The following is an 18,300-nucleotide window of genomic DNA, read 5'->3' on the forward strand; positions in this document are numbered from 1 at the left end:
CGCCATGGCCCCGCCCCCTCCTCCGCCCGTCGACCATATCGACAGCTGGATCTTCGATCTCGACAACACGCTCTACCCGCCGTCGGCGAAGCTGTTCGACCTGATCGACGCGCGCATGGGCGCCTTCATCATGCGGCTGCTGGGCTGCGACGCCGCGGAGGCGCGGCGGGTGCAGAAGCTTTATTTCCACGATCACGGCACGACGATGGCGGGGCTGATGCGCCATCACGGTGTCGATCCCGAGGATTTCCTGACCGACGTCCACGCCATCGCGCTCGACCGCATCGGCCCCGACGCGCGGCTGCGCGCCGGGCTGGCGCGGCTGCCGGGCCGGCGGCTGGTGTTCACCAATGCCGATGCCGACTATGCCGCGCGCGTGCTCGACGCGCGCGGGATCGCCGACCTGTTCGACGGCATCTGCGACATCCGCGTCACCGGCTATGCGCCCAAGCCCGACACCGCCGCCTATACGGCGATGATCGGCCATCTCGGCGTCGACCCGGCGACCAGCCTGTTCGTCGAGGACATGACGCGCAACCTGACCCCGGCGAAGGCGCTGGGAATGACCACCGTGTGGCTGGACAACGGCAGCGAAAGCGGCCATCGCGACCACCGGCCGGAGCATGTCGATTTCCACGTCACCGACATCGCCGACTGGCTCGACAGCTTGCCGCAATCTTGGGGATTTTCATGACGACCGACCTGCAGAAGACGATCGAGGCCGCTTGGGATGCGCGCGACACGGTGGGCGTGACGACGCGGGGGCCGGTGCGCGACGCGGTCGAAGCGGCGCTCGGCGGGCTCGACGACGGCAGCCTGCGCGTCGCCGAGCGCGACGATGCCGGAACATGGCAGGTCAACCAGTGGCTGAAGAAGGCGGTGCTGCTCTCCTTTCGTCTCAATGACATGGCGCTGATCGAGGGCGGCCCCGGCGGCGCGACCTGGTGGGACAAGGTGCCGTCGAAATTCGCCGGCTGGGGCGACAACCGCTTCCGCGACGCGGGCTTCCGCGCGGTGCCGGGCGCGATCGTCCGCCACGGCGCGCATATCGGCAAGGGCGCGGTGCTGATGCCCAGCTTCGTCAACATCGGCGCGCGCGTCGGCGAAGGGACGATGGTCGACACCTGGGCGACGGTGGGAAGCTGCGCGCAGATCGGCGCGGGCGTCCACCTGTCGGGCGGCGCCGGGATCGGCGGCGTGCTCGAACCGCTGCAGGCCGGCCCGGTGGTGATCGAGGACGGCGCCTTCATCGGCGCCCGCGCCGAGGTTGCCGAAGGGGTGATCGTGCGCGAGGGCGCGGTGCTGTCGATGGGCGTCTACCTCGGCGCATCGACCAAGATCGTCGACCGCGCGACGGGCGAGGTTTTCGTCGGCGAGGTGCCCGCCTATGCGGTGGTCGTCCCCGGCTCGCTGCCCGGCAAGCCGCTTCCCGACGGCAGCCCGGGTCCGTCGCTCTATTGCGCGGTGATCGTCAAGCGTGTCGATGCGCAGACGCGCGCCAAGACCGCCATCAACGAGCTGCTGCGCGACTGACGCCGCGACCCTCCGCCCGCCGCCCGTCGACGCCCGACGGGCGTTGGTAGACAAGCGCGTGCACCCTCCCTATTGCGAACTATTCGCATGAAGCGCGCGACCTCCTCGTCGAGGGCTGCGACGGGGGAGGAAAAGTGCCAGCCTGGATTCGCATCTCTTCGATCGCCGTGACGGCGTCGTTGTCCGCCCTGCCCGCCGCCGCGCAGGAGGTGACGGGCGACGACCCGCCGCCGATCGCCACGCCCGTCGCGGGCGCGCAGCGCTACACGCCCGGCGATCTCGCCCGGTTCGCGCCGCGCACCGCGCTCGACATGGTCGAGAAGGTTCCCGGCTTCCTGATCGTCACCGGCACCAACGGTGGCGAGCGCGGGCTGGGGCAGGCGACCGAGAATGTGCTGATCGACGGCGAGCGGATCGCCAGCAAGGCGACCGACGCGCGCACCGCGCTGGCGCGCATCGCCGCCAGCGACGTCGCGCATATCGACATCGTCGACGGCGCCAGCCTGAACGTGCCGGGGCTGACCGGACAGGTCGCCAATGTCGTCCTCGTCGCCGGCCGCCAAGGCGGCGGCGGCTTCAAGACGACGCTGCGCTGGCAACCCGAATGGCGGTCGCGGCTCGCGAACAACTGGCTGAACGGCGAGATTTCGACCACCGGGCGGATCGGCGGCACCGGCGTGACGCTGAGCCTGAAGAACGAGGCGACGCGGCAGGGGCATTGGGGGCCGGAGCGCGTGTTCGACGGCGCCGGCGCCCTGCGCTTCGTGCGCGACGAGCATGCCAGCTATTATAACGATCCGCCGCGCCTGTCGGCGGCGCTGACGCGCACGACGGCGAACGGCAACAAGTGGAACGCCAGCGTCGGCGGGCAATTGCAGCGGATCGACAACCGCACCCGCGGCGAATCGGTCCAGCCGGGCATCGGCCGGGTCGACGAGCTGTTCACCGTGACCGAGGACGAATATAACTACGACATCGGCGGCGATTACGAACTCGGTCTCGCCGGCGGACGGCTCAAGCTGATCGCCCTCTACCGGTTCGAGCACAGCCCCTTCGTCGATACCTTCATCGTCGATCGCGCGGTGGGCGGGCGCAGCGGCGAACGCTTCAGCCAGACCGCCGACGAAGGCGAATCGATCCTGCGCGGCGAATATGGCTGGCGCACCGCCGGCGGCACCGACTGGCAGGTCGCGCTCGAAGGCGCCTACAACACGCTCGACGTCGATGCCGAATATGCGCTGCTCCAGGCCGACGGCGGCTTCCTTCCCGTCGCCTTCGGCGGCGAGCGGACCGAGGTCGAGGAAAGACGCGCCGAAGCGTCGCTGACCTGGGGCCGGGCGCTGGCGCCCAACCTGACCGCGCAGCTCAACCTCGCCGCCGAATATAGCGAACTGACCTCGTCGGGGCCGGGCGGGCTGACGCGGCGCTTCGTCCGGCCGAAGGGCAAGTTCGCGCTCGCGTGGAAGGTCGGGCCGGCGACGACGATCAACTGGCTGCTCCAGCGCCGCGTCGACCAGCTCGATTTCTTCGATTTCGCCAGTTCGGTCGATGTCGCGAACAATCAGGGGAACACGGGCAACGGCGAACTCGTCCCGCCCATCGTCAACCGCACCGAGCTGGAAGTGGTGCAGGACATGGGCCGCTGGGGCCATGCGTCGATCGCTCTCGCCTATGCCTATGCGCAGGATCTGGTCGACCAGATCCCGCTGTCGCCGACCGAGGAGGGGCGGGGCAACCTGCCGCCCGCGCATCTCTATCGCATCACGACCAAGGGGACGCTGCTGCTCGATCCGCTGGGGTGGCGCGGCGCGCGGATCAACGCCGACGTCACCTGGCGGCGCAACCGCGTGCGCGACCCGCTGACCGGCGCGTGGCGCGAGCAGAGCTTCGGGCAGGATTATATCGCCGACCTCAGCCTGCGCCACGATGTGCCGGGAACCGATTTCGCCTGGGGCGGCGGCTATTCGGACGAGCGCCTCAGCCCCGGATTCCGGCTCGACACGATCCGGCGCGAATATACCGCCGGCCCGTTCGTCACCGCCTTCGTCGAGCACAAGAATGTCGCGGGCTTCACCGTCAAGCTGTCCTACCGCAATCTCGCGGAGCAGAAGGACGGCTACGACCGCACCGTCTTCGTCGGCCGGCGCGACGGCCCCGTCGCCTTCGGCGAAAGCCGGCGCCGCGCCTATGGCCGCTATTTCCAGCTCACCGTGACGGGCCAGATATGATCCGTCCCGTTCGCGGCGCGGGGCCGGCTCAGCGCTCGCTCAGATAATAGCGTTCGTCCGGCGTCAGGTCGGCCGCCAGATCATAGACGATCGGCTGGCCGGTCGGGATTTCGAGGCCGGTGATGTCGGCGTCCGAAATGCCCGACAGATGCTTGACCAGCGCACGCAGGCTGTTGCCGTGCGCCGAGACCAGCACCGTCTTTCCGGCCTTGAGTTCGGGCACGATCGCGCTTTCGTAATAGGGCAGGACGCGCGCGATCGTGTCCTTCAGGCTCTCGGTCGCGGGCACCGCGATCCCGGCATAGCGCGGATCGTGCGACAGGTCCCACGGCGAGCCCGGGTCGAGCGGCGGCGGCGGGACATCGAAGCTGCGGCGCCAGATCTTCACCTGATCGTCGCCGTGCTTCGCCGCGGTCTCGGCCTTGTCGAGCCCGGTCAGCCCGCCATAGTGGCGTTCGTTGAGGTGCCAGTCCTTGGTGACCGGCAGCCACAGCCGCCCCATCGCCTCGAGCGCGAGGTTCATCGTCTTGATCGCGCGCGTCTGGACCGAGGTGAAGCCGACGTCGGGCGCGATGCCTTTCGCCTTCATCAACTCACCCGCCGCCCACGCCTCGGCCGCGCCCTTTTCGGTCACATCGACATCCCACCAGCCGGTGAAGCGGTTCTCGAGGTTCCACTGCGACTGGCCGTGACGGATGAGGATGAGCTGCGGCATGGTCTGTCCTTCGGCTGGAGGGGATTCGCGGCCCCCTTAGCGCGGCTTTTCGCGGAACGCCAATGCCCCCTTGAAATGGTTTCGGCCGTTACCAGATTGATCGCATCCGGTCGCCGGAACGGGACCGGATGGTGGCCGCGGCGGGTTTTGCCGCAGCCCCATGACTTCGCTTGGAAAGGAAGGAATGACCCATGCGCAACAGCTTTGACTGGACCCCCTATCGCCGCTCGACCGTCGGTTTCGACCGGCTGTTCGATTTCCTCGAGAACAGCGGCTCGGCGGAGAATTATCCGCCCTTCGACATCGAGAAGGTCGCCGACGATCATTTCCGCATCACCATCGCGGTCGCCGGCTTCAAGGAAGACGAGATCGACATCACCGCGCAGCAGAACATGCTGGCGATCACCGGCCGCAAGGCGCCGGCCAGGGAAGGCGAGGAGCGCAAGCTGCTCTACAGCGGCATCGCGACACGCGCCTTCGAGCGCCGCTTCCAGCTCGCCGACTTCGTGCGGGTGGACCGTGCCGACCTCGCCGACGGGCTGCTGACCATCGACCTGGTGCGCGAGGTGCCCGAGGCGATGAAGCCGCACAAGATCGCGATCGGCGACAGCAAGCCGACGCTGGTCGAGAACGGCAGCAAGCAGGCGGCCTGACCCGCCCGCTCATGCCCTTGTGCCCCCTCCCTCTCGGGGCATGACGAACGGGGCCCGGTCTTCCGGGCCCCGTTTTCGCATCTACAGCATCCGGTCGAGCGTCTCGAGGCAGGCGCGCGCCAGCAGCTTGGACCGGTCGGGCGACCAGCCCTGCACCGGGTCGGGCAGGTCGCGGTTGTCCTTGAACGGCATCTCGATCGTCATCGACACCGCGCCATGGCGTTCGGCGAGCTGGGTCGTCGACATCGACAGATTCGCCTGTCCCGGCACCGAACTCTCGTACCCCAGTTCGGTCTGGAAATCGGGCGTCGCGGCGGCGAGCGCGGCCTGGAAGGCGAGGAATTTTTCCTGCTGTTCGGGCTTCAGCGACGGAATGCCCTCGAACCCCGCGAGGAAGACCGCGGGAATCGCCTCGTCGCCGTGGACGTCCATCGCCCAGTCGACCCCCGATTCGTCCATCGCGTTGCGGACGCACAGCACCTCGGGGCTGCGTTCGGCGGACGGCGCGTGCCATTCGCGGTTGAGGTTCACCCCGGCATGGTTGGTGCGCAGGTGGCCGCGGCGCGAGCCGTCGGGATTCATGTTGGGCACGATGTGGAAACGGCACTTGCGCCGCAGCGAGCGGCCGTGCGGGTCGGCGGGATCGGTGAGCATGTCGAGCGCGCCCTCCATCCACCATTCGGCCATGCTCTCGCCCGGATGCTGGCGCGCATAGAGCCAGACCTGCACCGGTCCCTCGCCCATTTCGAGGCAGTCGATCGGCTGCCCCTCCAGGCTGGTGCCGAGGCAGCGATAGGCGACGCCCTCGCATTCGGCGGCCGAGGCGATCAGGTCGTGGTGCCGCTCCATCGAATAGGGCGCGAAATAGGCGATCCACAGCAAGGGCCCCTCGGCCGTGTGGCGGATCGTCAGCGTGCCGCCATCGGTTTGGGCTTCATAGCCGGTGTCGAGCCGGAACCAATGCTCGCGGTCATAGCTCGCGCAGGCGGCATAGCCCGGCCAGCCGTCGGGATAGGCCGAATCGGCAAGGCCGGTGATCGCCAGGTCGAGCGCATCGCCCGCGGCGCAGGCGACGCGGAAATGGAACCACTGGAAAAAGTCGGACTCGCGATCCTTGCGAATCGAGAGGCGGGCGGACGTGCCGGCGAGCGACTCCACGACGATATTGCCGCTGTCGAAAGCGGCGTTGATGCTGATGGTCATGGCACCGTGATAGTGCGTCCCGATTCGCCGGGGAACCCCCTGAATAGGGCCTCCGCCAGTTTGGCCGCGGCAAGCGACGGCTGCGCCGCGGGCGCCTTCACCGGCACCGCGGTCAGCGCACGCCCTTCCCACAAGGCCTGGCCGCTCGCCCCGTCGTCGATGCGCACGCTGAGCTGCAGGTCCTGCATCTGCCGCGCGCCCCCGCCAAGGTTCAGGCCGATGCCGAGCCCGACGCCCGAGCCGTAGCTGCCCGTCGAGCCGCCGACGCCGACCGACACCGGCGACCGCTTGCCCGCGGTCTGCCGGTCGCTGCGGTCGAAGCCGATGCGGACCTTCAGCGGCGCCGCCGCACCCGAATCGGCCGCGACCAGCCCCAGAAGCTGCAATTGCCGCTCGACCGCGGTGCGATAGCTCGCCCATTCGAGCGACGGCTGCGCCGAACCGATCGTCGCCGCCGGATCGCCGAGCGGCGCGGGATCGACGGCATAGCGCGTCCCCGGCGCCCAGCCGGCGGCGGCATTGGCGTGAAAGCGGGTGACCTCGACCGGCGGCACCGCCGTTGCGCAGCCACCGAGAGCAAGCGCCGCTGCGGTCAGCAGGGCGACGGAAGAAAGACGCGTCATCGCCGCACCATGCGCGATGAAACATGGCTTGGCAATGAACGGCGCGCAGCGGTGGACGGCCAGCGAGAAGATGGCCGCAAACACCCCTCTCCCCTCCCGCAAGCGGGAAGGGCAGCGAGGCTTGCGAACTCGTTCGCTAGCCGCAGCGGGGTGGGCCTTGGTCTCGCCGCCGGCCACCCCCGACCCCTCCCGCCAGTGGGGAGGGGAGACGATGGCCGCATCGAACCCGAACGGACCCGCTGCCCATGCAGCGGCGCCCGGTCCGTCTCAGCGATAGAAGATGTGATTGTCGATCGCGGCGATGCGCGTCTTGCGCCAGCCAGGTGAAACGTGGCGCGCGTGGAAGAAGAGCGCGCCCGGCGCGCGGTTCGACCAGCTGCCGTCGCGGGCGATCTGCGCGATCGAGACCGCGTTCGCCCATTGCGCGCCTTCGCGGATCTTCGGCATCCGGCCGCCGCGGACGAAGCTGAACTGGCTCTTCTGATGGACGACGCCGCACAGGCTGGTCGGGAAACGGCCCGACTTGGCGCGGTTGATCACGACATGCGCGACCGCGAGCTGGCCGGCGAGCGATTCGCCGCGCGATTCGAAATAGACCGCGCCGGCGAGGCAGCGCAGTTCGGGGTCGAGCTCGGCCGGGCGCGGCGTCGCCGCGACCAGCGCGGCGAGCGAATCGGCCTGCGGCGCCGGCTCGTCCTGTTCGTCGATCGTCTCGGGGGCTTCGACCGGAGAAACCGGATCGGTCGAAGCTGTCGCCATCTCCGCTTCCGGCGCCTCGGCGGCGGGCAGGGTGATGGCGGGCGGGCTCGCGTCGGCGATCAGGTCGCTCGCGAAACCCGGTTCGGCCAGAACCAGCATGGCAAGGGCGGTCATGCCCACGGCGGCCGTGCTGGCGGCGTTCAGAATGCGACTCATAAGGTCCGTCAAAAGGGCGGCTGAGGAACCGAACCATGACAAACAGGTGGGGGGTCATCGACCCGATACCGCCTGCGGTCCTCATCCGACTGCGTGTCCGAACCGTTCGATCGGGCGCGCCGGACAAACCGATGCAACCCGCGGGACGACCTACGCGTTAAACGTGCGGGCGACCTATTGTGCGGTGCAACAGAGTCAAGTTAACGCGCCCCACTCCGCGACGAGTCGTGGCGCATCCGCGATATCCAGTTCGACGATCCACAGGTCGGGATCGGCCTTTCGCCGCCGCTCGCAATAGTTTTCGCGATCTTCACCATCGGCCGGTCCGACCGCTTCCCAGCGATAGCCGCCATCGAGCGCGAAGCGCCGTTCGAGCAGCGGGCCCGGCCGGCCGCGGTCGCTGCACTGGACCAGGATCGCCCCCGCATCGGCGTCGCCGCGCGCGAGGACGGCCGCGAAACCGCCCGCCGCCTGCGCCTCGCGCAGCAGCAGGTCGACGAGGAAACGGCTCTTCAGCCGCGGCATCGGATCGGCCGGGAACGATAGCGGGCGCGGCCGGGTGCCGCCTCTTTCCGGCAAGGAAGCGTTCCCCGGCGAAAGCCGGGGTCCACGTATCGCAACACGATATCCACGGGATTCCGGCCTTCGCCGGGAAGCACGCCCTGGCGGGCCCGCAAGCCGCATAGGCCGGCGCCGACGGCGTCAGGCCGCGTCGCGCGTTTCGGTGTCGGCGAGCAGCGCATAGAGCGCTTCGTCATTCTTGGCGCCGCGCAGCCGTTCGGCGACCTTTTCATCGCGCAGCATCCGCGACACGCCCGCCAGCGCCTTCAGATGATCGGCGCCGGCGTCGAGCGGCGACAGCAGCACGAACAGCAGGTCGACGGGCAGGCCGTCGACCGACTGGAAGTCGATCGGCCGCGCGAGTTGCAGGAACAGGCCGCGCACCCCCGACAGGTCGGCCAGCTTGGCGTGCGGCAGCGCGATGCCGCGCCCGAAGCCGGTCGAGCCGAGCCGTTCGCGTTCGAGCAGCGCTTCGCTCACCTCGCCGGCGTCGAGCCCGAGCGCGCGGCTCGCAAGATCGCCGATGTAGGGAAAAAGCGCCTTCTTCGAATCGAGCTGGACGTGCGCGCGCACCGTCGCGGGATAAAGAAGGGAAGAAAGGTTCATCGGTCTTGTCAAATCTGCATGGTCGCGGGGCAACGCCGTCCCGCCGTCCTGATGGCAACGATCACGGATCGGTCGTAAGGCCCCGCCATCCGGGTTCAGGGCTTCGTTGGGCGCGGCCCTTAGGCCGGATGGCGGAGAAAATCCAGCCCCTATTGCGGTTCGACCCATCCGATCGTGCCGTCGGAGCGGCGATAGACCATGTTGTAGGTGTCGGTCCGGCTGTTGAGGAACAGCAGCGCATTGGTGTTGCGAAGGTCGAGCATCATCACCGCGTCCGACACGCTGCTGGTCGGCACGTCGACGCGCGTTTCGGCGATGATCGCCGGGGCGTCGCCCGCTTCCTCCTCCTCGCTGCCGGCCTCGAACACGGTGTAGCCGGCATTGCCCCGGATCTCGTCGAGGGTCGGCGACGGCTGCGTCGGCGTGCCGCGATCCTTGAGCCGTCGCATATAGCGCCTCAGCTGCTTCTCGATGCGCTCGGCCGCATTCTCGAACGCGACATGCGCATCCTGCGCCTGTCCATGACCTTTCAGGACCAGCCCCTGCATCACATGCGCGACGATGTCGCACTGGAAGCTGTCGTGCGGCCCCTTGCCGAAAATCGCATGCGCGCCGATCGCTCGAGAGAAATATTTGTCGGCAATCGCGTTCATCCGGTCCGAAACACGCGCTTGCAGCGCTTCACCGGTTTCGATCTGGTGGCCAGAGACGCGGATTTCCATCTTTCTTCTCCTTCCAGTGTCGGTGACGGCGCTGGGAGCCGCCGTCACGGGCTATCGTGCCACAAAGGTTGATTGAGTGCGGCGACGAATTCGGCATGGCGCGCCAGCTCGGCCGCGGTGGCGGCGTGCGCGCGCGGCTCGCGAAACGGGCGGGACGGGACGGCGGGTCGCATCGACAGGCCCGCCGCCATCGCGGCGGACTCGGCGCCCAGACCAAGCCCGATCTGCCGGCCGCCGGTCATCTCGATATAAAGATGGGCGAGCAGCTCGGCGTCGAGCAGCGCGCCGTGCTTGATGCGGTGGCTGCGGTCGATGCCGTAGCGGGTGCAGAGCGCGTCGAGGCTGTGCTTGGCGCCCGGATGCAGCTTGCGCGCCATCTGCACGGTGCAGCACATGCGGGCGAGGTCGAGCGCCGGACGCCCCGCGCGTTCGAGCTCGGCGTTGATGAAGCCGAAGTCGAAGACGGCGTTGTGCGCGATCATCGGCGCGTCGCCCAGGAATTCGAGCAGCTCGTCGGCGCGAGCGGCGAACAGCGGCTTGTCGGACAGGAACTGGATCGACAGGCCGTGCACCGCCTCGGCCTCGGGCGGCATGTCGCGTTCGGGATGGAAATAGGCGTGAAAGGTCCGGCCCGACTCGCGGCGATCGACCAGCTCGATGCATCCGATCTCGACCAGCCGATGTCCCGATCTGGGGTCGAGCCCCGTGGTTTCCGTATCGAAGATTATCTCGCGCATCTGATGATCCAATCTGGACCCTATCGGGCGCGGAAACAAGAGGTGATGGCCCGAATCTGGCGATGCGTCTCGCTTTTCGGACGGCCGGTTTCGATGACGAAGTCGGCGCGCGCGCGCTTGACCCGGTCGGGCACCTGCAGATGGCGGATCGCCTTGAATTTGGCGTTGGTCATGCCGGGCCGGCGCAGCACGCGCTTGCGCTGCATCCACAGCGGCGCGGAAACGACCGCGATCGCCCCGACGCGGTGCCAGCCGCCCTTTTCGAACAGCAGCGGGATGTCGAGCACGACGACGGGACGCGCGCGATGCCGCGCCAGGAAGCGCTTCTGCGCGCGGCCGACCGCGGGGTGGACGATCGCCTCGAGCGCCGCGAGTTCGTGCGGGTGGCCGAGGACGCGCGCGCCCAGCTTCTGCCGGTCGACGCCGCCCGGCCCGGTGGTGCCGGGAAAGCGCGCCTCGATCGCCTCCACCAGCGCGCCGCCCGGACCCTGCAGCCGGTGCACCTCGGCGTCGGCGTCGAACACCGGCACGCCCTCGCGCTCGAACATCGTCGCCGCGGTCGACTTGCCCATGCCGATCGACCCGGTGAGGCCGAGGATGAAGGGACGGCGCAGCCGCGAGCCGGGGCGCTTGTAATGCGTCATGCGGTCAGCAGCGCGCGCAGTTCGTCGTCGCGGCCCTCGGGCGGCGGGCGGCCGAAGAACAGCTCGAAGGCGAGCGCCGCCTGCCCGATCAGCATGTCGAGCCCGTCGACCGTGTCGAGCCCGCGCGCCTCGGCGGCCGCAAGCAGCCCGGTCCGCAGCGGCGCATAGACGAGATCGTAGACGATCGCCCCCTCGGGCAGCGGCGCCAGATCGAGGTCGAGCGGCGGCTGGCCGATCATGCCGAGGCTGCTCGCATTGACGAGCAGCGCCGCCGGCGGCAGCGGCGCGTCGAGCGCGACGACGTCGCCCTTGAGGCCGAACGTCGCGAGCAGGCCCATCGCCTTGAGCGGCGAGCGATTCAGGATCGTCACAGGGCCGACGCCCGCGCGGGCAAGCGCGAACAGCACCGCGCGCGCCGCGCCGCCGGCGCCGATGACCGCGACCGGCGCGCCCTCGAGGTCGAGTTCGGCAAGCGGCGCATAGAAGCCGGCGGCGTCGGTGTTGGTGCCGATCAGCGCGCCGTCGGGCTGGCGCACCACCGTGTTCATCGCGCCGATGGTGCCGCGGATATTGCCGGGGTCGTCGACCAGATCCATCACCGCGACCTTGTGCGGAATGGTGACGTTGCAACCGCGCCAGTCGGGATCGGCGCGGCGCTCGGCGATATAGGCGGCAAGGCCGTCGGGGCGGACGTGCGCGCGCCGGTAATCGCCCGCGATGCCCAGCGCCTCCAGCCAGAAGGTGTGGATCAGCGGCGACTTCGAATGCGCGATCGGATCGCCGATCACCTCCGCATAAGGGGGCGTGTAAGGGATTCCGCTCATGCCGGCGCCAGCCCGGCCGCGCGCAGCCATGCCATCAGCGGCAGCATCGGCATGCCGACGATGGTCCAAGGGTCGCCTTCGACCCGGTCGAACAATTGCACGCCCGCTCCCTCTATCTCGTAACAGCCGACGGTCCAGCGGATGCTGTCCCAGTGGCGCGCCACATAGGCGGCGATGAAGCCCTCCGACAAGGGGCGCATCCACAGCCTCGCCTCGCCGACCGCGCGCCACACCGGCGCGCCGTCGCGCGCGGCGACCGCGGCGCTGAACAGCCGGTGCCGCGTTCCCGCCATGCAGCGCAGGTGCGTGGCCGCCTCTTCCGGGCTTTCGGGCTTGGCCAGCATCGTCCCGTCGTCGAGCGCGAGGGTCGAATCGGCGCCGATCACCGTGACGCCGGGCAGCCGCGCCGACACCTTGATCGCCTTTGCCTCGGCCAGCGCGTCGGCGATGTTGCGCGGCGTCTGCCCGGCCGCGCGCAGCGACGCGGTCAGCGCCTCCTCGTCGACATGCGCGGGGGTGGTCTCGAACGCCAGCCCGGCGGAGCGCAGCATCGCGGCGCGCCCGCTGCTCTGCGAGGCGAGGACCAGTTCCGTCATGCGGCGCGCCCCGCGCGATCCTCGGCGAGCTGGATCACCGCCGCGGCGGTCTCCTCGATCGACCGGCGCGTCACGTCGATCACCGGCCAGTCGTTGTCGGCGAAGATGCGGCGGGCATAGGCGATCTCGGCCTTCACCCGTTCCTCGTCGACATAGGCGGTCTCGGGCACCTGGTTCAGCGACAGCAGCCGGTTGCGCCGCACCTGCACCAGCCGGTCGAAACTGGTCGTCAGCCCGACGACCAGCGGACGCTTCAGCGTGAACAGCGCCTCGGGCGGCGGCGATTCGGGGACGATCGGAATGTTCGCGGTCTTGTAGCCGCGATTGGCGAGATAGATGCTCGTCGGCGTCTTCGACGTGCGCGACACGCCGGCGAGCAGGATGTCGGCTTCCTCCCAATTGTCCCAGCCGATGCCGTCGTCGTGCGCGACGGTGAACTGGATCGCCTCGACCCGCGCGAAATAGGCCGCGTCGAGCACATGCTGCCGCCCGGGGCGCGCCTTCGCTTCCTGTCCCAGCATCCGCGACAGCGCGTCGGTGACCGCGTCGAGCGCCGGGACGAGGGGCAGCCCCTGCGCGCCGGCGCGCCGCTCGAGGCTCGCGCGCAGGTCGCCGTTGACCAGCGTGAACAGGATCATCCCCGGGCTCGCCTGCACCTCCGCCATGATGCGGTCGAGATGCGATTCGGATCGGACCATCGGCCAGAAATGGCGCACCACCTCGACGTCGTCGAACTGGGCGATCGCCGCCTTGGCGATATTTTCGAGCGTCTCGCCGGTGGAATCGGATATGAGGTGCAGGTGGAGCCGGTCCATCGCCCTTCTTGTCCTCGCGCCGCCCGAAAAGGCAAGCGGCGAAGCATCGCGGGCCGGCTGTGGACAAGTCCGGCACAAGCCGGGGGGCGAAGCGGGACAGCGATTCCATCCCCGGCCGCGCCGATTCCGTCCCGCCGTTTATCCACAGGGGACGAATCTTGTCCACAGGCTGTGAAGAACGGGGACGACCGCCGCCGACTCCGCGGCGGACGGCGGCGGACGGGGAGTCAAGATGTTGGCAAAAGGGGCGCCGGCGCCTAAAGCGCACTTATCCGCCCGCCAACAATCCACCACAATCCATTTATACTTGTTTTGATAGAAGAAAGAGGGGCCGCGTGAAGGCGACACCGAAGAGCTTGCTGGCGACGCTGCGCGGGGTGCGGCAGGAACGGCCGGCGCTGTGGCTGATGCGCCAGGCGGGCCGCTATCTCCCCGAATATCGCGCCCTTCGCGAGACCAAGGGCGGCTTCCTCGAACTCTGCTACGATCCCGAGGCGGCGGCCGAAGTGACGCTGCAGCCGATCCGGCGCTTCGGCTTCGACGGCGCGATCCTCTTTTCCGACATCCTCGTCGTTCCGCACGCGCTCGGGCAGAATCTGTGGTTCGAGGCGGGCGAGGGACCGCGGCTCGCGCCGGCGCTCGTCGACACGGCGCTCGCCGCGCTCGAAGCGGCGCCGCAGCGGCTCGACCCCGTCTATGCGACCGTCGCGCGCGTCGCCGCGGCGCTGCCGCCGGAGACGAGCTTCCTCGGTTTCGCGGGCAGTCCGTGGACCGTCGCCACCTATATGGTCGCGGGGCAGGGGTCGAAGGACCAGGCCGCGGCGCGGCGCATGGCGTTCGGCGATCCCGCGGCCTTCCAGGCGATCGTCGACGCGATCGTCGAGCTCAGCGTCGCCTATCTGTCGGGACAGATCGAGCAGGGGGTCGAGGCGGTGCAGCTTTTCGACAGCTGGGCCGGCAGCCTGTCCCCCGCGCAGTTCGAACGCTGGGTCATCGCCCCCAATGCCGCGATCGTGCGCCGGCTGAAGGCGCTCCATCCTGACACGCCGGTCATCGGCTTTCCGAAGGGGGCGGGCGGCAAGCTCGCATCTTATGCGGACGAGACCGGCGTCGACGCGATCGGGCTCGACGAGACGGTCGATCCCGCCTGGGCCGATGCGGTGCTGCCCGCGCATCTGCCCGTGCAGGGCAATCTCGACCCGCTCGCGCTCGTCGCCGGCGGCGCGGCGCTCGACGCGGCGGTCGACCGCATCCTTGCGGCTTTCCCTTCGCGCCCCCATATCTTCAATCTGGGCCATGGCATCGTGCCCGACACGCCGATTGCCCATGTCGAACATCTGATCAGGCGCGTGCGAGGCGGGTAGGGCAATGACGGACTGGGTCGGATTTCTGGGGGCGACGATGCTGTGGATGAAGGCGGCGCATGTGATCTTCGTCATCTTCCTGATGGCGGGGCTGTTCATGATGCCGCGCTTCTTCATCTATCATCACCAGTGCGCGGTGGGGTCCGAAGAGGACCGCAAATGGATCGAGCGCGAGGACCGGCTGCGCCGGATCATCCTCAACCCCTCGATCATCCTCGTCTGGGTGTTCGGCCTGCTGCTCGCCTTCAACGGCGGCTATTGGAGCGAGGGCTGGTTCCACGGCAAGCTGCTGCTCGTGCTGCTGCTCTCCGGCTATCACGGCTGGCTGGTCGGCTATTTCAAGAAGCTGCGCAAGGGCGAGCGCCCGCTCAGCGAAAAGCGGCTCCGCCTGCTCAACGAGGTGCCCGGCGTCGCCGCGGCGATCATCGTCGTCCTCGTCATCGTCCGGCCCTGATCGGCAAGAGCAGGGAATCGCCGGCTACGATCGAGGGCTGGCCCCGCATTTATCGCACCCTGACCGTGTAGCGACGGTTCCCCGGCGAAAGCCGGGGTCCAGATGGCATGGCGTTGCAAGCGACGGCGACGCGGCCGAAGCCGTCGCCTCGCCTCGTCCGACGCGACCGCCATGCCGCCGCCCGATTGCCCCCGATCGACTTGGCCCGATTGACTTGGGCAAAAGCCGGATATAGGGGCCGATCAACCCCGTCCCGCGCGGGCGGCGCGTCGTGCGCCGATGCTATCGTGAACGGTCGTCCCCCGACCGGATAGGCGCATCCGGTGCGCTGAATTGCCATATCCCTGTCCCGAATTTCATTTCTGGAAAATCCATCCATGCATCTCAAAGAACTCAAGACCAAATCGCCCGCCCAACTCGTCGAAATGGCCGAGGAACTGGGCGTCGAGGGCGCATCGACGCTGCGCAAGCAGGACCTGATGTTCTCGATCCTCAAGGAACTCGCCGAAGAGGGCGAGGAAATCATCGGGTCGGGCACGATCGAGGTCCTGCCCGACAGCTTCGGCTTCCTGCGCAGTCCCGAGGCCAATTATCTCGCCGGCCCCGACGACATCTACGTCTCGCCGAACCAGGTCCGCAAACACGGTCTGCGCACCGGCGACACGGTCGAGGGCGAGATCCGCGCGCCGAAGGACGGCGAACGCTATTTCGCGCTCACCAAGCTGACCGCGGTCAATTTCGACAATCCCGAAGCGGTGCGCCACCGCGTCAATTTCGACAATCTGACGCCGCTCTATCCGAACCAGAAGCTGTCGCTCGACGCGCTCGACCCGACCGTCAAGGACAAGTCGGCGCGCGTGATCGACCTCGTCAGCCCGCAGGGCAAGGGCCAGCGCGCGCTGATCGTCGCGCCGCCGCGCACCGGCAAGACGGTGCTGCTGCAGAACATCGCCAAGGCGATCACCGACAATCATCCCGAGGTCTATCTGATCGTCCTGCTGATCGACGAGCGGCCCGAGGAAGTCACCGACATGCAGCGCAGCGTCAACGGCGAGGTCGTCTCCTCGACCTTCGACGAGCCCGCGACGCGTCACGTCCAGGTCGCCGAAATGGTGATCGAAAAGGCGAAGCGCCTCGTCGAGCACAAGAAGGACGTCGTCATCCTGCTCGATTCGATCACCCGCCTCGGCCGCGCCTACAACACCGTGGTTCCCAGCTCGGGCAAGGTGCTCACCGGCGGCGTCGATGCCAATGCGCTCCAGCGGCCGAAGCGCTTCTTCGGCGCCGCGCGCAACATCGAGGAGGGCGGCTCGCTGTCGATCATCGCGACCGCGCTGATCGACACCGGCAGCCGCATGGACGAGGTGATCTTCGAGGAGTTCAAGGGCACCGGCAACAGCGAGATCGTGCTCGACCGCAAGGTCGCCGACAAGCGCATCTTCCCCGCGCTCGACGTCGGCAAGTCGGGCACCCGCAAGGAAGAGCTGCTGGTCGAAAAGGACAAGCTGTCGAAGATGTGGGTGCTGCGGCGCATCCTCATGCAGATGGGCACCGTCGATGCGATGGAATTCCTGCTCGACAAGATCAAGGATTCGAAGACCAACGAGGATTTCTTCGAGTCGATGAACCAATAGGCCGCGCGGATGGCCGTCGTCGAACATGCGCTGCTTCCCGTTCGCACCGGAAGCGAGGCCGCGTTCGAGGCGGCCGTCGCGCAGGCGCGGCCGTTGATCGAGGCGTCGCCGGGCTTTATCTCGCTCGAGATCCGCCGTCCGGCGGGAACCGGACAGCCCTATCTGCTGTTGGCATTGTGGGAGTCGGTCGCCGATCATCGCGATGGCTTCCGCCAGTCCGACCGCTACCGGCAATGGCGTGCATTGCTGCATCCTTTCTATGACCCCGTTCCCGAGGTCAGCTATTTCGGAGACCCGCTGTGATCCTGGAAATCCTGGCCCAAGCAGGTGCCGTCGCCGCCACGGGCTTCGGCGGACCGGGCGGCATCTGGGCGCATATCGTCAACGATTTTTCGAACATCACCGAACCCGCGGCGCTGTCGGCCTTCCTGCAGGTGCTGATGATCGACATCGTGCTGGCGGGCGACAATGCGATCGTCGTCGGTGCGCTCGCGGCCGGCCTGCCGGCGGACCAGCGGCGCAAGGTGATCTTCATCGGCGTCATCGCGGCGCTGGTGCTGCGCATCGCCTTCGCGCTGATCGTCACGCAACTGATGCAGATCGTCGGGCTGATCTTCGTCGGCGGCCTGCTGCTGATCTGGGTGGCGTGGAAGATGTGGCGCGAACTGCGCGCCGGCGCCCATTCCGTGGGCTCGCCCGAGATCGAGGGCGACGAGCATTCGGGGCTGAAACCCGCGAAGAGCTTCCTCGGCGCCGCCTGGGCGGTCGCGATCGCCGACGTCAGCATGAGCCTCGACAATGTCCTCGCGGTCGCCGGCGCGGCGCGCGAGCATCCCGGCATCCTGATCGTCGGGCTGATCGTCGCCGTCGCGCTGATGGGCATCGCCGCCAACATCATCGCCAAATATATCGAGCGCTATCGCTGGATCGCCTATGTCGGGCTGGCGGTGATCCTCTATGTCGCGGTCAAGATGATCCACGAAGGCTGGGTCGACCCGAGCGTCGGCGTCGGCACGCTGTTCGGCTAGACTCCGGTGAATTTGGATTGACCACTTCGTCATTGCTTCGCTCCACTCGCAATGACGATTCCGTCCGATGTCATCCTGCTACATGGCCGGTGGGGATTCGGGTTTCGGCACGCTGCCTCATCCGTTCGTCATACTGAACGCGTTTCAGCATCCATGGCCGGACCTTCCCTTTGCACCGCTTTTTAGAGCATCGTGCGTTAAATCTGCATCACCCTTTCTGCCGTTCGTGCTGAGCTTGTCGAAGCACCGTCCTTCTTCTTGGGACGCCAAAAGAAAGAACGGCCCTTCGACAAGCTCAGGGCAAACGGTTCAGATTTAATGCTCGATGCTCTAGGTAAATGCGGACCATGGCCCCCCGGATCGGGTCCGGGGCAGGCTCTGAAACAGGTTGGCATATATTACCCTTCAGGCAGGTCAGGCGCTGTTCCCCGGCGAAAGCCGGGGT

General features: G+C 68.0%; 21 protein-coding genes. 9 read left to right on the forward strand and 12 right to left on the reverse strand.

The genetic code is table 11. The features are described 5' to 3' along the window. Nucleotides 1-4 precede the first annotated feature (4 nt). From SGR02S_RS10075 to SGR02S_RS10085, 3 genes are all read left to right on the forward strand, one after another. Complete coding sequence (locus SGR02S_RS10075; RefSeq protein WP_067108800.1) at nucleotides 5-694, forward strand: pyrimidine 5'-nucleotidase; 690 nt, start codon at nucleotides 5-7, stop codon at nucleotides 692-694. Then, nucleotides 691-1,533: a 2,3,4,5-tetrahydropyridine-2,6-dicarboxylate N-succinyltransferase gene (gene dapD / locus SGR02S_RS10080; RefSeq protein ID WP_067108803.1), complete on the forward strand. Its 843-nt coding sequence runs from the start codon at nucleotides 691-693 to the stop codon at nucleotides 1,531-1,533. The genes SGR02S_RS10075 and dapD overlap by 4 nt, the downstream gene beginning before the upstream one ends. Nucleotides 1,534-1,667: 134 nt before the next feature. Then, nucleotides 1,668-3,761, forward strand: coding sequence for a TonB-dependent receptor (locus SGR02S_RS10085; RefSeq protein WP_156483046.1), 2,094 nt, complete (start codon nucleotides 1,668-1,670; stop codon nucleotides 3,759-3,761). 28 nt (nucleotides 3,762-3,789) lie between these two features. Here SGR02S_RS10085 and gpmA read toward each other — a convergent pair whose 3' ends face one another. Then, complete coding sequence (gpmA, locus tag SGR02S_RS10090; RefSeq protein ID WP_067108807.1) at nucleotides 3,790-4,476, reverse strand: 2,3-diphosphoglycerate-dependent phosphoglycerate mutase; 687 nt, start codon at nucleotides 4,474-4,476, stop codon at nucleotides 3,790-3,792. 191 nt (nucleotides 4,477-4,667) lie between these two features. Here gpmA and SGR02S_RS10095 point away from each other — a divergent pair, with 191 nt between their 5' ends. Beyond that, the gene (locus SGR02S_RS10095) at nucleotides 4,668-5,129 is read left to right on the forward strand and encodes an Hsp20 family protein (protein ID WP_067108810.1); all 462 of its coding nucleotides are present in this window, start codon (nucleotides 4,668-4,670) and stop codon (nucleotides 5,127-5,129) included. Between the two features lie 81 nt (nucleotides 5,130-5,210). Here the strand turns inward: SGR02S_RS10095 and SGR02S_RS10100 are convergent, their stop codons facing one another. From SGR02S_RS10100 to SGR02S_RS10150, 11 genes are all read right to left on the reverse strand, one after another. Further along, entirely contained in the window at nucleotides 5,211-6,332 is a 1,122-nt protein-coding gene (locus tag SGR02S_RS10100) for a M14 family metallopeptidase (RefSeq protein WP_067108813.1), read from the reverse strand. Then, entirely contained in the window at nucleotides 6,329-6,955 is a 627-nt protein-coding gene (locus SGR02S_RS10105; protein WP_067108842.1) for a DUF4136 domain-containing protein, read from the reverse strand. The genes SGR02S_RS10100 and SGR02S_RS10105 overlap by 4 nt, the downstream gene beginning before the upstream one ends. A gap of 267 nt (nucleotides 6,956-7,222) precedes the next feature. Next, nucleotides 7,223-7,870, reverse strand: coding sequence for a cell wall hydrolase (locus SGR02S_RS10110; protein WP_067108815.1), 648 nt, complete (start codon nucleotides 7,868-7,870; stop codon nucleotides 7,223-7,225). Nucleotides 7,871-8,065: 195 nt separating this feature from the next. Continuing rightward, the gene (locus SGR02S_RS10115) at nucleotides 8,066-8,449 is read right to left on the reverse strand and encodes a DUF1491 family protein (protein WP_337180373.1); all 384 of its coding nucleotides are present in this window, start codon (nucleotides 8,447-8,449) and stop codon (nucleotides 8,066-8,068) included. A gap of 123 nt (nucleotides 8,450-8,572) precedes the next feature. Next, a complete protein-coding gene (locus tag SGR02S_RS10120) occupies nucleotides 8,573-9,037 on the reverse strand; it encodes a PTS sugar transporter subunit IIA (RefSeq protein ID WP_067108822.1) in 465 nt (154 codons plus the stop codon). A 149-nt stretch (nucleotides 9,038-9,186) separates the two neighbouring features. Further along, complete coding sequence (gene hpf, locus SGR02S_RS10125) at nucleotides 9,187-9,759, reverse strand: ribosome hibernation-promoting factor, HPF/YfiA family (protein ID WP_067108823.1); 573 nt, start codon at nucleotides 9,757-9,759, stop codon at nucleotides 9,187-9,189. A gap of 44 nt (nucleotides 9,760-9,803) precedes the next feature. Further along, nucleotides 9,804-10,496, reverse strand: coding sequence for a DNA polymerase III subunit epsilon (gene dnaQ / locus SGR02S_RS10130; protein ID WP_067108845.1), 693 nt, complete (start codon nucleotides 10,494-10,496; stop codon nucleotides 9,804-9,806). A gap of 20 nt (nucleotides 10,497-10,516) precedes the next feature. Beyond that, the gene (gene coaE / locus SGR02S_RS10135) at nucleotides 10,517-11,140 is read right to left on the reverse strand and encodes a dephospho-CoA kinase (protein ID WP_067108824.1); all 624 of its coding nucleotides are present in this window, start codon (nucleotides 11,138-11,140) and stop codon (nucleotides 10,517-10,519) included. Further along, the gene (gene aroE, locus SGR02S_RS10140) at nucleotides 11,137-11,964 is read right to left on the reverse strand and encodes a shikimate dehydrogenase (RefSeq protein ID WP_067108848.1); all 828 of its coding nucleotides are present in this window, start codon (nucleotides 11,962-11,964) and stop codon (nucleotides 11,137-11,139) included. The genes coaE and aroE overlap by 4 nt, the downstream gene beginning before the upstream one ends. Continuing rightward, nucleotides 11,961-12,560, reverse strand: a complete 600-nt coding sequence (locus SGR02S_RS10145; RefSeq protein WP_067108825.1) for a Maf family protein — start codon at nucleotides 12,558-12,560, stop codon at nucleotides 11,961-11,963. The genes aroE and SGR02S_RS10145 overlap by 4 nt, the downstream gene beginning before the upstream one ends. After that, complete coding sequence (locus SGR02S_RS10150) at nucleotides 12,557-13,375, reverse strand: pyruvate, water dikinase regulatory protein (protein WP_067108827.1); 819 nt, start codon at nucleotides 13,373-13,375, stop codon at nucleotides 12,557-12,559. Before SGR02S_RS10150 ends, SGR02S_RS10145 begins: the two co-directional genes overlap by 4 nt. A 335-nt stretch (nucleotides 13,376-13,710) precedes the next feature. Between SGR02S_RS10150 and hemE the strand changes: the two genes are divergently transcribed. From hemE to SGR02S_RS10175, 5 genes are all read left to right on the forward strand, one after another. Further along, the gene (gene hemE, locus SGR02S_RS10155; protein WP_067108829.1) at nucleotides 13,711-14,739 is read left to right on the forward strand and encodes a uroporphyrinogen decarboxylase; all 1,029 of its coding nucleotides are present in this window, start codon (nucleotides 13,711-13,713) and stop codon (nucleotides 14,737-14,739) included. A gap of 4 nt (nucleotides 14,740-14,743) precedes the next feature. Beyond that, the gene (locus SGR02S_RS10160; protein ID WP_067108832.1) at nucleotides 14,744-15,193 is read left to right on the forward strand and encodes a CopD family protein; all 450 of its coding nucleotides are present in this window, start codon (nucleotides 14,744-14,746) and stop codon (nucleotides 15,191-15,193) included. Between the two features lie 377 nt (nucleotides 15,194-15,570). Continuing rightward, a complete protein-coding gene (gene rho / locus SGR02S_RS10165) occupies nucleotides 15,571-16,827 on the forward strand; it encodes a transcription termination factor Rho (protein WP_067108834.1) in 1,257 nt (418 codons plus the stop codon). Between the two features lie 9 nt (nucleotides 16,828-16,836). After that, complete coding sequence (locus SGR02S_RS10170; protein WP_067108836.1) at nucleotides 16,837-17,130, forward strand: antibiotic biosynthesis monooxygenase family protein; 294 nt, start codon at nucleotides 16,837-16,839, stop codon at nucleotides 17,128-17,130. 2 nt (nucleotides 17,131-17,132) lie between these two features. Continuing rightward, nucleotides 17,133-17,855, forward strand: a complete 723-nt coding sequence (locus tag SGR02S_RS10175; protein WP_067108850.1) for a TerC family protein — start codon at nucleotides 17,133-17,135, stop codon at nucleotides 17,853-17,855. Nucleotides 17,856-18,300: the final 445 nt, after the last annotated feature.

The sequence above is a fragment of the Sphingopyxis granuli NBRC 100800 genome (genome assembly GCF_001591045.1).
GTDB lineage: Bacteria > Pseudomonadota > Alphaproteobacteria > Sphingomonadales > Sphingomonadaceae > Sphingopyxis > Sphingopyxis granuli.

Excerpts from the sequence above, each read along its gene's own strand:
- SGR02S_RS10075 (WP_067108800.1), top strand. The coding sequence starts at position 5 with ATGGCCCCGCCCCCTCCTCCGCCCGTCGACCATATCGACAGCTGGATC.
- dapD (WP_067108803.1), top strand. The coding sequence starts at position 691 with ATGACGACCGACCTGCAGAAGACGATCGAGGCCGCTTGGGATGCGCGC.
- gpmA (WP_067108807.1), bottom strand. The coding sequence starts at position 4,476 with ATGCCGCAGCTCATCCTCATCCGTCACGGCCAGTCGCAGTGGAACCTC.
- SGR02S_RS10095 (WP_067108810.1), top strand. The coding sequence starts at position 4,668 with ATGCGCAACAGCTTTGACTGGACCCCCTATCGCCGCTCGACCGTCGGT.
- SGR02S_RS10100 (WP_067108813.1), bottom strand. The coding sequence starts at position 6,332 with ATGACCATCAGCATCAACGCCGCTTTCGACAGCGGCAATATCGTCGTG.
- SGR02S_RS10105 (WP_067108842.1), bottom strand. The coding sequence starts at position 6,955 with ATGACGCGTCTTTCTTCCGTCGCCCTGCTGACCGCAGCGGCGCTTGCT.
- SGR02S_RS10110 (WP_067108815.1), bottom strand. The coding sequence starts at position 7,870 with ATGAGTCGCATTCTGAACGCCGCCAGCACGGCCGCCGTGGGCATGACC.
- SGR02S_RS10120 (WP_067108822.1), bottom strand. The coding sequence starts at position 9,037 with ATGAACCTTTCTTCCCTTCTTTATCCCGCGACGGTGCGCGCGCACGTC.
- hpf (WP_067108823.1), bottom strand. The coding sequence starts at position 9,759 with ATGGAAATCCGCGTCTCTGGCCACCAGATCGAAACCGGTGAAGCGCTG.
- dnaQ (WP_067108845.1), bottom strand. The coding sequence starts at position 10,496 with ATGCGCGAGATAATCTTCGATACGGAAACCACGGGGCTCGACCCCAGA.
- coaE (WP_067108824.1), bottom strand. The coding sequence starts at position 11,140 with ATGACGCATTACAAGCGCCCCGGCTCGCGGCTGCGCCGTCCCTTCATC.
- aroE (WP_067108848.1), bottom strand. The coding sequence starts at position 11,964 with ATGAGCGGAATCCCTTACACGCCCCCTTATGCGGAGGTGATCGGCGAT.
- SGR02S_RS10145 (WP_067108825.1), bottom strand. The coding sequence starts at position 12,560 with ATGACGGAACTGGTCCTCGCCTCGCAGAGCAGCGGGCGCGCCGCGATG.
- SGR02S_RS10150 (WP_067108827.1), bottom strand. The coding sequence starts at position 13,375 with ATGGACCGGCTCCACCTGCACCTCATATCCGATTCCACCGGCGAGACG.
- SGR02S_RS10160 (WP_067108832.1), top strand. The coding sequence starts at position 14,744 with ATGACGGACTGGGTCGGATTTCTGGGGGCGACGATGCTGTGGATGAAG.
- rho (WP_067108834.1), top strand. The coding sequence starts at position 15,571 with ATGCATCTCAAAGAACTCAAGACCAAATCGCCCGCCCAACTCGTCGAA.
- SGR02S_RS10170 (WP_067108836.1), top strand. The coding sequence starts at position 16,837 with ATGGCCGTCGTCGAACATGCGCTGCTTCCCGTTCGCACCGGAAGCGAG.